Origin of the sequence: Kribbella sp. CA-294648 (assembly GCF_050943845.1) — a bacterium.
Lineage (GTDB): Bacteria > Actinomycetota > Actinomycetes > Propionibacteriales > Kribbellaceae > Kribbella.
Window position 1 is genome coordinate 2,267,707 of record NZ_CP191981.1, and the last position, 13,849, is coordinate 2,281,555.

Consider the following 13,849-nt stretch of genomic DNA (forward strand, 5'->3'; position numbering starts at 1 on the left):
ACAGGTGAGTCCGCCGAGGTCGAGACCGCGATCCTGCCCATGCCGCAGCAGGTCGCCGGGATTTAGGTCGTCACCGGGAAGAAGGCCCGGAACTTCCGAACGTGATCCAAAGCCGCAAAGTCGCAGGGTCTTGGCCTTGGCACCTGGGATCAAGTGATGCCCTCTGTAGCGCGCTCGTGCGGCGCTGTCTGGGATGCCGTCGGTCAACATGTACGAGTTGGAGACCGATCAGATAGGAGATCAGCGGTGCGCAACCAGACGGTGTACGTTCTCACGATCAACGAGCCGAACACTCCGGGAACGACTTTCACTACCACTGCCTACACCAACCAGGAAGCAGCCGAGCAAGACGCGGCGACCTGGCGGCAGATCGACCAGAACCAAGGCAAGGGCACGACGTACCGGGTCGTCTCGCTCGAACTTGTCGACCACGCCCAGTGGAAAGCAGCCCCGGACGGCAAATCCGGCGTACCGAACAAGTAGCCCAGAATTCGCGATACGACGACGGCCCCCGACAAGCTGGTCGGGGGCCGTTGGGTGTGGTGCTGCCGGTTGCGGCGGCGTCGCCACCAGCGGCCGTTCTTACGGGGTGATTCGCTGCTCGTACTTGGGTGGTCTTGTCGCGGGGGCCGGTAGCGGCGGGTTTCGGGGGAAGGAGGACCGGGATGCCTCGCTGGGTCATGGTGGGGAGGATGTATGCCGAACACGACGGTCTGACGATGTCTATCCCTGCGGCGAAGGCACGTGCGCAGCCTGGCGTGAGGATCCAGTGCACACTGAAGATCCCGTTTCGACCGGAGGTCCCTGATGAGCGAGTCCGTGAACGACTACCGCCACCTTCCCGACCCGATCCGCATCGAGGAGACCATCGTCTCGCTGTGTGCCGACATCGCCGCCGACCCCGAAGCCGGCCGCAACGTCGACCAGGATCGTGCGGTCGGCCACCGCGAGTTGAGCTGACGGGGAGTGCCAGGAGAGCGCTAGCGCGACGGGGGTCTCTGCATTAGATGCGTAGACAACGACCGCCGCGTGCGGGATTGCGAGGCCTGTTCCCGACTGACTACTGCAGCGAGTGTGGGCGTGAGCCACGTATGCACGATCTGCCGTTGACAAGTGGCGAAGGGGGCGAGGGTAGGGACTGTGCTCATGGCTCGTCGCCACCGGCTGAACCGAAGTTCGATCAGGTGTGCGGGTTGTGGAAGCTCTCGCACATCCTGTCACCATGGCGTGCAAAGTACATGTCGTACTCGGCCACGCAGAGCGCGATGTATTTGATCCATCGTGGTTGTTGGCATCACCGTTCATGTAGCGGACCCGGGCGTAGAGGTATGCGCCGTAGCCGTCAGCCGGGCATCGGTCGTCGATCCAGCCGGTGGCGACAACCTTCGTCTGGTCGTGCCGGGCCAATGATCCCTTGGTCCGGGCCGAGCCGTCGGGCGGCACGGGGCCCGCGATCGTCTCCAGGTCGAACGGGCGGTTGATCACCGCCGCCTGCGCGGTTGGTGCTTGCGCGACCAGTGTCGTCGCGATGAGCGCGGTTGCGGCAAGAGTCGTTCTCACGCGTCGGATCCGCCAGCGGGTGGCGTATGGCGCGAGACGGCGGTGGCTGGGTGTGCTGCTGCCGCGGACCACGCCATCCGCAGCACGAAGACCGGGGACGGCGGCAGCTTCTGCGGCTCACTTTCTGGCCTTTGCGGCCCTCATTCGGGGAGCGGGCAGTTCAGGCCGAGGGCCTCGCCGATCTCGAACAGCTGCGCCTGGAAGTACGCGCCGGCATCGTCCAGCGCCCAGTGCAACTGGCCGAAGACCTCCATGCAGATCAGCCCGTAGAGCCGCGTCCAGTAGGTCAGCGACAAGTAGATGGCGCCGGCCGGCATCCCGTCGAAGTACTCGGACTTCTGGGTCAGCTGCGCGATGAGTTCCGGCCCGAGCGCTTCATCGGGCGGATGGGCGAACGGCTGCTGGCGGTAGACCTTCGCGACCAGGTCCTTGAAGACCGCGCCGAACCGCATCGCCGCCTGGTGTCCCGGCGTCAGCTCGTGGTCCTCGGCCAGCGGGTTCGGCACCGGAGCACCGAAGAGCAGCCCGAACTCGGCCGGATGGGCCAGCGCCCAGTCCCGCAGTCCGCCGGCGATCAGGAACAGCTGGCCACCGAGGTCGGCCTCCGGGTCGCTGTCGCGCAGGGCGATCAGCGCCTCGGTCAGTTCGTCGTACAGGTCGGCGACCAGGGCGGAGATCAGCGCCTCGTGGCTGTCGAAGTACCGGTAGAGCGCGGGGGCGCTGAGGCCGAGCTCGCGGGCCACCGCGCGCAGGCCGACCGCCGGCACCCCGCCCTCGACGAGCAGTTTGCGAGCGGCGGCCTTGATCTCGGCCACGGTCGCCGCCCGCTGCCGCTCCCGCCGGGTGCTCGTCTCCACACTCACCTTCTTTGACGCCAAGGTCAGTCGGCCCTTCCGGTGAATGTCGTTAACTGTTAACGGTGTGCACGCGAGCAGTCACTGTTCAGATTATGCCGTCGGGACGGGTCGTGTTCGAGACGCTCGGTCGGTTCATCTATCGGCGCTGCCCCCTAGGTCCAACAGGCGGATCACGGAGGGCTGGGAAACGCACCGGGATGTCAGCAACCCCTACATGTCGCCAGCCATCGCGGCCCGGACAAGCGCGCGACGACGCTGTACCGACGCTGGCCGGGCTGGAACATGTGCGCTGTGGCCAGCGGTGGCCTGTGCGGCACCGACGCTGTCGGCTCGACTCTGGATACCGCCGTCGACAAGGGCATGCTTAGGACGAGTTGTCTTGGATCAGTCGGCCCTCGGACAAGGGGACCGGAAGCGGTCAGGAATCACCCTGATGTGCGGCTGCCCTCTGCAGGGGTTCCCAGTTGCGCAGCGCTGCGATGAACTCCTCAGGTGCATCGGACTCGGTGTACAGCCCCACTCCCTCCAGGTTGATCAACTCGTGCTCCGGGAAGGTTTCTTGCAGACGCTCGCGATCTTCACGCCGAAAGGCGATGTCGGCATCGCCCCAGATGATGAGCGTCGGCAGATGAGCAATGCTCGGCAACTCGGATTCGACATCGGCGAAGAAGGCTCTACTGGCGAGGATCTGGCCTGGTAGGACGGCCGACGCCTGCCGGCGTGCCGGCGTACCCAGCGCGCGGCGATAGTGGTCCATCTCGGCCTGTGTCGGCTGGCGCTGTTTGTGACCGACAGGCATGAACCAGTCGACCAGAACGTTGAGTTGCCTGACCAGGAAGCGGAACGGTAGGCCGCCGACGATGCGGCCGAACCACTCGAAGTGGAATATTCCGTTCACCGGCCAGGCCCAGGTGTTGGCCAGCACCAAGCGTTCGAAGGAGCCCGGGCGTCGCTGTACCGCCGCCATGCCAATGATCCCTCCCCAGTCTTGGCCGACGAGGGTGACATCTTCGAGGCCCAGCGCATCGACGAAGCTCGCGACCACCTCGGCGTGTTCTTCGGGAAGGTAGCGATAGCCCGGATCCGGAGTCGAGAGTCCGAACCCGGGGAAGTCGAGGGCGACGCAGCGGAACTTGTCGCTCAGGCCGGCGATGACCTCTCGCCACAGGAACGACCAGGTCGGGTTGCCGTGCAGGAACAGCAGAATGGGGCCGGAGCCCTCATCGACGTAGTGCACGGTGTGGCCCTCGACCTCCACGAAGTGGCTGGCGAAGGGGAACAGGTCGTCACTCACCCAAGCAGGCCGGGCCGTGTGGCTGCTTCCGGTGTCGGCTGCTGCGTCGGGACCAGCGGTCGCAGTGCTTGAAAATATGTTCGGCACTTGAGAAACCCTATCAGGGTTGGTGTTCGCATGGAGGTTGGACATTTTCTTGTCGGCGCAGGCGGGATCAACCTAGGGTCACTGCGTTATGTAGGGCACCTATCGGGGAAGGCAGCCACATGCAGATGGAAAGTGCGCTCACGGTGAATGTGCACCGATCCGTTGGGCCCTTGCCCTCGGCCCAGCGCGACGGGGAGTTGTTCGAGGCCAGGTTGTTTGGCCCGTTCCAGATCCTGCGCACCGGCTCCGGCGCAGTGGAGTCGAAGGCGATGGCCAGGTCGTCGGTGCGAACCCTGTTGAAGTGGTTTCTGCTGAACCCCGGTGATCGCTTCGAGGCCGGGACACTCTGTGAGGTCCTGTGGCCGAACGCGTCCGCGCCCGTCCTCAGCAAAAGGCTCGACGTGACCGTCCACCATCTGCGCCGCCTCCTCGAGCCCGACCTGCCGGCGAGGCAGCGCTCGAGATTCGTCAGGTCCGATCGGGACAGGCTGTACTGGTTCGACCTTGGCGGCTGCTGGTGGACAGACCTGCAGGAGGCGCAGGCGTTGTCAGTATCGGCTCGCCGGGCGGAGTCTGTTGGTGACGACGAGGGCGCCATCGCGCTCTACGAGTCGATCGTTCAGTGCCACGAGAAGACCTTCTTGCTCGAGAACGTCTTCGATGAGGCCTTTGCTTCGGCTCGCGCCGCCCAGGAGGTGGCTCACCAGGAGGCGCTCAACCGGCTGTTGCCGGTCTACGTTCGAGTTGGAGCGCTACACAAGGCGATTCCGTGCGCCTTGGCTCTCCTCGAGCTGGACCCCTACTCAGAGGTTGCCGCCACCACCCTGGCCGAGATACACCTGCGCCAGGGACACCAGATCTCCGCACGCAAGCAGCTCTTCGAGAGCTTGCAGAGGGTTCAGCAGGAACTGGGGTGCCGACCCAGCGAGCATGCGCTGCAGGTGTGGCGGCAGGTCGCCGACCCCGCGCAGCGCTAGCTGGCACTCAGTACGACATCGCCTTCGGTGCGGTGACCGAACACCCGAGCCAGAGCGTCCCGGTCTCCTCGGAAGTCGGCGGTGGCAAGAACCTGGTCGACCGGGAGCATGCCGGCGGCCAGGCCGAGCACGGTCGCTCCGTCGCTGCGCAGGACGGTGCTGGGCGGTGTACCCGTCTCGAGTTCCACTGTCGTACCGGAGCGGTCGACGCACACTCGGATCAGCGTCTCCTCGACTTCGACACCGACGACCGTCTTGCGTCGAGCGCGCGCCGTGTGCAGGAGCGAATCGAGTGCCACGACCAGCCAGTGCGGCTGGAACTGGTCGTCGGCGTGCGGTCCGGAGACCATCAAAGGGGTGCCCCACGAGGCGTAGGCCCTGATGATGCCGCGCAGTTCCAACCCCCAGGGCGTCAGCTTGTACAGCACGGAGTTGCTGTCCATGTCCAGCGACCTCTCGATGACCCCTGCCGCCTCCAGACTACGCAGCCGCGTCGCCAGCAGATTCGTCGCGATGCCGGGAACGCCCGAGATCAGATCGCCGAACCGCCGCGGTGAGACCAGGAGCTCCCTGACGATCAGCAGGGTCCATTTCGGTTCCAGGATCTCCAAGGCCCGAGCGAGTCCGCAGTACTGGTCGTAACCCCTGGTCATATGCCTAGTCCTCGTGGGCGTAGTTGACTTTGTCCTGCTTGCTTTATACCACCTCTGAATTGAAGATGCTCCCACCCGTGACGGGGGAAGAGGACGGGGCCGGCACCCGGTTCTGAAAGCGAGTCGATGAGGTCTGGCGAGGACCTACGACGATCGGGGTTCGTGCTGGGGTTGCGTGTGATGCACGGAGCGGGCATGTTGCTCCGAGAGATCGCGGATGTTGCGCATCTGCTTGCTCATCATCAGCATGTCCAGCCAGCCCATCGAGTACTGGTACAGCCAGCCCAGGCCCTTGGCGCGGGGCAGGGTCAGTTTGACGATGAGTCGCGTGGACGATGGTCCGGTCGGGCGGACGACGTAGGAGATGGCGAGGTCCTTGAGGAGCCTTCTCGCGAACCAGTTGTCCAGCCGAATCGTCATGTGCTCGTTGTAGGCGAAGCCGACCAGGACGAACAGTGTCATGAATCGTTGCCCTGTCTCCAGATGCTCCAGGCCTGGCGTCAACTGCCGGGGACTTCGTCTACCGAGGTTGTTGAGAAGGTCGTAGCTGTAGGGTGCAGCGCGAATCTGGCACAGCCACCTGTAGACAACCTCCACGGGTGCCGCGATGTCCATTGCTCGGTGCGGCTCGGTTCTCGGGCCGCGCCCGACCTCCACGTCGCAGGGAAGCGTCTCCTTGACCTCAGCCGGCGTCGAGCCCCACACGAATGGGACGCCGGACACTCCAAGCAGGCGATCCTTCACGCTCATGCCTGCTCCAGGGTTGGTGCCGGGAGGAGCTTCAGCCAACTGCTCCGGGGGGGAGCACCATCGTGCGGTCGCCGCTCGATGATCCGCTGCAGAGCCTTGTCGGCGCACCACTGTTCGGCCTGGTCCTGCCGGATCGGGCTGGTGGAGTTCGAGCACTCCTTGGTCACCGAGCTGATGAGCTCGGCGGCCAGGCCTTCAAGGAGGTCTAGGTTGGCTCTCAGTTGGTCGCCCAACTCCGGGTCGCTGAGACCCCGTGCCATCCCGCGGTGGAGGTCCGACATGAAGTCGAAGTCGTAGAACCCCACGAAGTCGTCTGCGTGTCGGGATGGTTCTACGGCGCACCATTGCCTGAAGAAGCGCTGGACAGGGACGGTCAACAGGGTCAGGCGCGCAAGCTGCGCCACGACCTCCGGACGGTCGATGAGGCGCGGAAACTGGTCGTGGTGGAACAGCAGCGAAGGGACTGCCCAGTAGACCGCGATGTCCCAGATGATCTTCGCGCTCATCACCCGCGCGTTGCCCAGGATCGGGTACTGACCTTCGTAGATGGGCAGCCAGCCATCTGCGATCAGGAAGAAGACGGTGTTGTGGATCGCGGCGAGCTCGCTGACGTCCTCGCCCTTCAGCGATCGGTGGATCAGGTCGGTGATGAGGCCGTTCCCGAGCGAGATCATGTCGAGGCCGGGGGAGTACAGCGGGTCGAGGAAGATGCCGGCTTCGCCGGTCAGGCACCACCGGTCCTCGGAGAACATCTGCGTGCAACCGTAGGAGTAGTTCTTCAGCACCCGGAAGTCCATGCGCTGATGGGTGCGCGCACGCACCGCCTCCGCGCATTGTGGCTCGTGCTCGCCCAGCCACGTCAACGCTTTGTCGAAGGTGTTCAGCGAGTCGAACGGGTGCAGGTCTGGGTCGGCCACGATCCCGATGCTCATCGCTTCCGAGGACAAGGGGATGAGCCACACCCAGTACCCTTCGCCGGCGAGGTGGTTGGTGGACAGGTAGCGACGCCCGGCCTTGATGCGTCCTTGCCATGCCGCGTCGGTCGACCATTCCCCAACGTCGATCGGGCTGTTGAGGCGGAACCAGACCGCGTTCACGTTGTGGCCGTTGGGCTTCGCCAGATTCAGCTTTCTCTTCAGGGTTCCCGCTCGGCCGGTCGCGTCGACGATCCAGCGTGCCTTCAGTTCTGTCTGGCCGCCCTCTCCGGTGAGACCGATTCGGTGGGGGCCGGCACCCCCGAAGGTCACGTCGTGGATCTTGTGGCTGGTGAGAACACGCACTCCATCGGCGCGAAGTGCGTCGGTGAGGTGGTTCTCGAATCTGCCTCGGTCGATCTGGTAGGTGGCGCCGGCTCGGGGGAGGTCGTCGTGGCCGAGTTCGACACGGCGGGCGATGTCACGGTTGTGGCCCTGGGTGAAGAAGAAGCGCATCCCGAACTTCTCCAGCTGGGCTTCGCCCAAGTGATCGGTGATCCGCAAGGTTTCCCGCAGGTAGTGCGCACTGATGTCGACCGTGGACTCGCCGACCTTGTGTGCTGCTTCAACTGCTCGTTCGTTTCGTTCGACGATGACCACCGACAGGTCGGGGCTGTGCAGTGTCAGCTGGCGCGCCAACGTAAGCCCGGCTGCGCCCCCTCCCATAATGACGACGTCGTGAACGTGATCTGGGCCGTGGTCGGTTCGTGGGTTGACCATCCTGCTCTCCTTGTCAGCCATCGCGGTCTCAGGGGGCGTCGAAGAACGACTTGTTCGCCGCGATGGCTCCTGCGTGCTCCTCGGGCAGCTCGTCCTCGCGGTAGATCGCCTCGACCGGACACACCGGATCGCACGCCCCGCAGTCGATGCAGACCGCCGCGTCGATGAAGAGCTGCTCATGCTCGGTGAACCCCCCGTCATGGGGGCGCGGGCCGATGGCATCGACCGGGCAGACCTCGTAGCACGAAGCCTCCTTGTGCCCGACACAAATTTCGGTGATCACGTAGGACATCGGTCCTCCTCGGTTGCGGCTGTGGGAGATGTGGTGGTGCGGCAACGCGCCGCACCGCCCGGTCCCGCCCCGGAGCAGCGAACCCCTCGGCCCCGGGCACTGGGCCTACTCATGGGAGCTCGCTGCCTGCGCCTCCAAGTCCCGCAGCAGCGACTCGACCTCTGTCTGGGGCAGCGCCGCAATCAGCGCCTCCAACTCGTCGATCTCCCCACCGCGAGCCGTGGGCGAGGCCGCGTCGTGCTCGGAAACCGGTTGGGGAGTTTCGATCTCGGAGCTGGCGAGGTTGATCTTGAGCGCGATGTCTGCAGCGAGGCTCGACACCGTGGGCCCCTGGAGCAGGTCGAGAACGGGCAGGTCCACCTGCAGGGTCGCGTCGATCCGGCTCTTCATCTCGATGGCCATGATCGAGTCCATCCCCAACTGGTTGAGGGTGAGGTCGACGTCAACCTCGGCCACCTCGAGTCCAAGCACCGTGGCCAGGTTGACTCGGATGTGCTCGGTGAGGAACTGCTGTCGCTGCGGCTCCTCGAGCTCGCGCAGGGCATCCAGGGTTGCCCCGTCGACGTCGGCCCTAGGTCCCTGCTGTCCGTCTGAGACGAGGCCCGAGTACATGGCCGGGGCCGTTCCGCCGAACACTGCTTCGCGGGCGGTAGCCCAGTCCGCAGCCATCGCGATGACGTGGGGTGCCCTCTGGTGCAGAAGCCTGCCCAGAATCTGCTTGCCCCGCGCCGGCGTGATCAGCTCGATCCCGCGGCGCTGGAACTGCTGCTCGAGCTCGAGCTCTTGTACCATTCCGATGCTCCACGGCCCCCAGCCGACACTCATGGCGGGCAGGCCTAGTCCGTGCCTATAGTGAGCGAGCGCATCGAGGAACGCGTTGCCGGCCGCGTAATTGCCCTGCCCGGGTGAGGTGATCACCGATCCGGCAGAGGAGAACATGACGAAGAAGTCCAAGGCCGTGTCGAGGAACAAGCGGTGAAGGTTCCACCCACCGAGCAGCTTGGGTCGGAGTACGCGGGTGAACTTCTCCTCGTTCATACGAATCAGAAGCTCGTCGTCCACCACGCCGGCGGCGTTGAACACGCCCACGATCGGCGGCGCACCTGAAGCTCGGTGGCCCTCGAGCCAGTCCTTCAGCTGCTGGTGATCGGTGACGTCAACGGCCGCCACGGTCAGTCTGGCCCCTCGTGCCTCGAGGGAGGTAAGGGTCCGCACCGTGGCGTGGAAGGGATCGGTTGCGGTGATCTCCTCCCAGGACTGCCTGTCGGGAGGAGGTGTGCGGCTCATCAGTACGACGTCGCGGGCTCCGTGGTCCACCAGGAACTCGGCGACCAGCAGCCCCAGGGCCCCGAAGCCGCCGGTGACCAAGTAGCTGCCGTCTTCACGTGTCTGGACCGGGAACGGGAATCGCAGACCCTCAACCTGGCGAAGCCGAGCTTGGTAGCGCTTGGCCCCGCGCAATGCGATCTGATCCTCCTCGCCGGGGTCGAGCAGTTCGTCCACCAGCTTGCGAGCCTGGTCGAGCTGATCTGCGTCGGGGTCGAGGTCGTACAACCCGCCCCACAGGTTGGCGAACTCCTGGTGTCCGATGACCCGACCGAGTCCCCACAGGGGTGCTTGCCCGATCGCTGGCGTCTGCGGCATACCGGAGACGCTCTGCGCGCCACGCGTGACGAACCAGACTCGAAGCCCTTGCTTGTCGTGGATTGCTTTGAGGAGATGGAATGCCGACTGCGCACCCACGACTTGGGTCGCCTCCAGTGCCACAGCGGAGGTCGCCGCGCTGACGTCGGCCTCCAGGCTCCACATGTGGACGACGGCTGTGATGCCCTCCTGGGCGAGCACGTCCGCCACTGCGGTGTAGTGCTTCGGATTCGCTGCGTCGATTGTGATGCAGCCGTCGTCGCGGAGGACCGGCTCGGGGACATCGGCGCATTCCACGCAGACCACGTGGTGCCCAGCCGCCTTGAGGACGCGGACCACTTCCCGGCCCACGCCGGTGCCGTCGACGAAAACGGCCCAGGCCTGTGGACGCGCAGTGTCTGCCGATTCGGCGGCGGGGTCCTCGACCGCGGAGGGCGTCGACTCCTCCCAGGCGAGCTCCAGGAGGCCGCGGTCGAGCCTGTCCAGGGAAGTTTCGCCTGCCGCGTCCAGGGACCGTGCTTTGAAGCCCCTGATCTGGACCAGGACGTTTCCTTCGTCGTCGCAGATATCGACGTCGCTGAGGACGTGGTCCCCATCCGAATCGCGCTGCCGAGCGAGGGCCACCATGCTGGGGCTCACAGGTCCGAGCACCTGGACGCTGTCGATGGAGACGGGCAGGTAGGGCACTGCTCCGCCCTCTCCGGTGGGGTCGTCCGGGACGCCGGAGACGATCAATGCTTGGAAAGCGGCGTCGATGACGACGGGGTGGAAGAGGTAGCCGTCCGTGTCACCGGAGACCGCTTCTGGCATCCGCAGGGACGCGAGGGCTAGCCGCTCGCCGGCCAGGACCTCCTCAATGGCTCGGAAGGCTGGGCCGTAGTCGAGTCCCAACGCGGAGGTCTTGATGTAGGCGGCGTCCTTGTCCCAACGGGCACCGCAGCTGGTGCGCGCCGCAGGCAGGTCGACGGTGGTCTTGGCCGGTGCCTTCAGTCCGAGTCGTGCAGTGGCGTGGATGGTCCACCGGCGCTCTCCGTTCGGGAGGGCCAGGAAGCTGGAGACCTCGAGGCGGCCCTCCTCGGGATGGAGAGTGGTGCGGACCCTCGAGTCCGATGTGGCTGCCAGGATCAGCGCGTTGTGCAGCCGGAGGTCCTCCAGGGTGTAGCGCCCCTCGCCGTACACATTCGTGGCTGCACTCAGCATTATCTCGATCACCGCGGCTGCGGGAAGGACAACTGTGCCCTGCACCTGGTGGTCTGCCAGGTAGGGCAGGCTCCCGGTGTTGATCTCCTTCTCCCACGTGGGATGTGCCGCGTTCAGCCGTTGGCCGAGCAGCGGGTGGACCTCGTCGTAGTGGCGGTCCTCGGAGGCTTCGGCCGATTCGTTCCAGTAGCGCTTGAGCTGCCACGGGTAGGTCGGGAGCTTGACGAGACGGCCTCCGTGCGGGTGCAGAGCGGCGAAGTCGACGCCCACGCCGTGGCAGTGGAGCTGGCCCAGTGACGTCCGCAAAACCTCCCGGTCGGAGCGCCCTCGCTTGAGCGAGGCCACGACCCCAGAGGCGATGTCGGCGGAAGCGAGGATTTCGCGCATCGAGTGGGCGAGGACGGGGTGGGGAGCCACTTCGACGAAGTGGGTGAAGCCGTCGTCGACCATGGTCTCCAGCGCGGCTGCGAACAGGACCGATGCGCGAACGTTCTGCCACCAGTACTGCCCACGCGCATTCCTGCCGTCGATGCGGCATCCGGTCACGGTCGAGTACAGCGGGGTGGCGGCGGTGCTCGTGTGCAGGTCGGCCAGACTCGCCTCGAGCTCCTCGCGCAGCGGGTCCATGTAGTGGCTGTGGTACGGGACACGGACATCGAGAAATCGGTGGAACACCCCAAAGGTCTCGAGTTGCCCGGCCATGCGTTCGAGCTCCTCGGCATCGCCGGACAGGGTGACCGCACTCGGGCTGTTGATGGCTGCCACGGAGACCGTCGGGCCGGCGTCTCGTACCGCCTGCTCGAGCGTCTGCGGAGTCATCCCCACCGCCAGCATCCGGCCTTGTCCTGTGGCGCGCTGCTGGAGGCTGCTGCGGGTGTAGATGACCTTGATAGCCTCCTCGAGCGTGAGAACACCGGCGGCGTACTGGGCGGCGGCTTCGCCTGCACTGTGGCCCACGATCCCAGCCGGCTCGATTCCCCAGGACCGCCACAGCGCCGTCAGGCCGACCTGCAGAGCAAAGTTGGCCGGTTGCGCGACCTCGGTCTCGCCCATGCGGGAATCAGACTCGGAGGCGGTGAGCTCGTCCAGTAACGACCATCCCGTGTACCGGGCGAGCTCGCGATCGCACTTGAGGATCTCCTCGCGGAACACGGGTTCGTTCTCCAAGAGCTCTCGGCCCATTCCCCACCACTGGGGTCCCATCCCGGAGAACACGAACGCCAGTTTCGGCTCCGCGCCAGGCGTCAGCCGGCCGGTCGCGACGTTGTCGGAGGGTGTCTGGGCGAGGAAGCTCTCGAGGTGCTCAGCGGCTCCCTTCGAGCTGGATGCCACCACGGCCAGCCGGTGGTCGTGGTGGGCGCGTCGCACGTTGCACGAGTAGGCGACGTCCTCAAGCGGTGCGTCGGTTGTGGAAAGCAGCGTGCGCATCGACGAGGTCAGGTCTGCGAGAGCTTCTTCACTTCGAGCCGAGATGGTGAGCAGGTGTGGCCCGTCCTGGTATTCCTGGGCCGTGTCCGGAGAGGCGGGTGGGCCCTGAAGAACCACGTGAGCATTCGTCCCGCCGAACCCGAAGGAGTTCACTCCCGCGTACCGCGGCCCGTCGGTAGCCGGCCAGGGTGTCTGCTCACGAGGAACGGTGATGCCGAGTTCGCCGAATGCGATGTTCGGGTTCGGCTCCTTCAGGTGCAGGTGCGCAGGGATCGCTCCGTGCTTGAGTGCCAGTGCCGTCTTGATGACGCCTGCGACGCCGGCGGCGGCCTCGAGGTGTCCGATGTTCGTCTTGACCGAGCCGACGAGAACCTGGTCGTCGCGCTCTGCTGCCACGACCCGCCCGATGGCGGCCGCTTCGATCGGGTCACCCACCGGTGTGCCCGTCCCGTGAGCCTCGACGTACTGGACGTCGGTGGGCTGTATCCCCGCTCGTTCGTAGGCGGCCCGCATCGCGGCCATCTGCGCGTCGCCGTTCGGAACGGTGATCCCGTTCGTGTGGCCATCTTGCGAGACGGCCGTTCCACGAATGAGGGCGTAGACGGGGTCGTTGTCGGCGAGGGCCGCCGAGAGCGGCTTGATGAGGATGACGCCGGCGCCCTCGCCGCGGGCGTAGCCGTCGGCCGAGGCGTCGAAGGTCTTGCAGCGGCCGTCAGGGCTGAGGAAGCCGCCCTTCGACTCCGCGATCGTCATGTTCGGTGCGAGGATGACGTTGACGCCGCCCGCCAGGGCCTGCTCGCACTCACCGTTCCAGATGGCTTGCGCGGCGAGGTGAATGGCCACCAGAGATCCCGAGCACGCGGTGTCCACGCTCATGCTTGGGCCACGGAAGTCGAACGCGTGCGAGAGACGATTCGACAGCATCGTCATCATCATTCCGGTGGCAGAGTTGGACTGCAGTTCGTACCTGCTCTGCACTCCGTAGTTCTGCAAAAGCTTGTAGTCCAGGGTGAACCCACCGATGAACACGCCGACATTGGTTCCCGAAAGGTCGTCCATGGACTGGCCGGCGTCATCGACCGCCTCCCACGCGGCCTTCAGCAGGAGCCGTTGCTGAGGGTCGAGCCACACGGCCTCGCGAGGCGAGATCCCGAAGAACGAGGCGTCGAACTGGTCGATCTGCTGGAGGAAACCACCCCGAGTCGTGCTCATCTTGCCGAGCTTGCCCGGGTCGGGGTCGTAGAACTTGCGGGCGTCCCAGCGATCCACGGGAACGGAGCAGGTAGCGTCCACCGCGTCGCAGAGGAGATCCCAGAACCTCGCGGGAGAATTTGCGCCGCCGGGCAGTTCGCAGCCGATTCCCACAATCGCGATCGGTTCCCGAGCCGGTCTAGCGTTGGATTCCATGATGGT

10 protein-coding genes are annotated in these 13,849 nt (G+C 65.5%); 3 read left to right on the forward strand and 7 right to left on the reverse strand.

Annotation, left to right across the window (positions count from 1 at the left end; all coding sequences use genetic code 11):
- Positions 1-246: 246 nt before the first annotated feature.
- Together ACQPYM_RS11125 and ACQPYM_RS11130 are read left to right on the forward strand one after the other, a co-directional pair.
- Positions 247-483 (forward strand): hypothetical protein, encoded by a 237-nt coding sequence (locus ACQPYM_RS11125; RefSeq protein WP_433018858.1) that lies wholly within the window; start codon positions 247-249, stop codon positions 481-483.
- Positions 484-807: 324 nt separating this feature from the next.
- Positions 808-960, forward strand: coding sequence for a hypothetical protein (locus ACQPYM_RS11130; RefSeq protein WP_433018861.1), 153 nt, complete (start codon positions 808-810; stop codon positions 958-960).
- A 740-nt stretch (positions 961-1,700) separates the two neighbouring features.
- Here the strand turns inward: ACQPYM_RS11130 and ACQPYM_RS11135 are convergent.
- Both ACQPYM_RS11135 and ACQPYM_RS11140 read right to left on the reverse strand, forming a co-directional pair.
- On the reverse strand, positions 1,701-2,417 hold the full coding sequence (locus ACQPYM_RS11135; protein ID WP_433018864.1) for a TetR/AcrR family transcriptional regulator: 717 nt from the start codon (positions 2,415-2,417) through the stop codon (positions 1,701-1,703).
- A gap of 418 nt (positions 2,418-2,835) precedes the next feature.
- Positions 2,836-3,711, reverse strand: a complete 876-nt coding sequence (locus ACQPYM_RS11140) for an alpha/beta fold hydrolase (protein WP_433018867.1) — start codon at positions 3,709-3,711, stop codon at positions 2,836-2,838.
- Positions 3,712-3,917: 206 nt separating this feature from the next.
- Between ACQPYM_RS11140 and ACQPYM_RS11145 the strand changes: the two genes are divergently transcribed.
- Complete coding sequence (locus ACQPYM_RS11145) at positions 3,918-4,775, forward strand: AfsR/SARP family transcriptional regulator (RefSeq protein ID WP_433018870.1); 858 nt, start codon at positions 3,918-3,920, stop codon at positions 4,773-4,775.
- Here ACQPYM_RS11145 and ACQPYM_RS11150 read toward each other — a convergent pair.
- From ACQPYM_RS11150 to ACQPYM_RS11170, 5 genes are all read right to left on the reverse strand, one after another.
- Positions 4,772-5,428 (reverse strand): winged helix-turn-helix transcriptional regulator, encoded by a 657-nt coding sequence (locus tag ACQPYM_RS11150; RefSeq protein WP_433018873.1) that lies wholly within the window; start codon positions 5,426-5,428, stop codon positions 4,772-4,774. The genes ACQPYM_RS11145 and ACQPYM_RS11150 overlap by 4 nt on opposite strands.
- A 144-nt stretch (positions 5,429-5,572) precedes the next feature.
- The gene (locus ACQPYM_RS11155; protein WP_433018876.1) at positions 5,573-5,890 is read right to left on the reverse strand and encodes a hypothetical protein; all 318 of its coding nucleotides are present in this window, start codon (positions 5,888-5,890) and stop codon (positions 5,573-5,575) included.
- 284 nt (positions 5,891-6,174) lie between these two features.
- Positions 6,175-7,872 carry an NAD(P)/FAD-dependent oxidoreductase gene (locus tag ACQPYM_RS11160; protein ID WP_433018879.1) on the reverse strand — a complete coding sequence of 566 codons (1,698 nt, stop codon included), beginning with the start codon at positions 7,870-7,872 and terminating at the stop codon, positions 6,175-6,177.
- Between the two features lie 28 nt (positions 7,873-7,900).
- A complete protein-coding gene (locus ACQPYM_RS11165) occupies positions 7,901-8,164 on the reverse strand; it encodes an indolepyruvate ferredoxin oxidoreductase subunit alpha (RefSeq protein ID WP_433018882.1) in 264 nt (87 codons plus the stop codon).
- A gap of 105 nt (positions 8,165-8,269) precedes the next feature.
- A complete protein-coding gene (locus ACQPYM_RS11170; RefSeq protein ID WP_433018884.1) occupies positions 8,270-13,843 on the reverse strand; it encodes a type I polyketide synthase in 5,574 nt (1,857 codons plus the stop codon).
- Positions 13,844-13,849 lie beyond the last annotated feature (6 nt).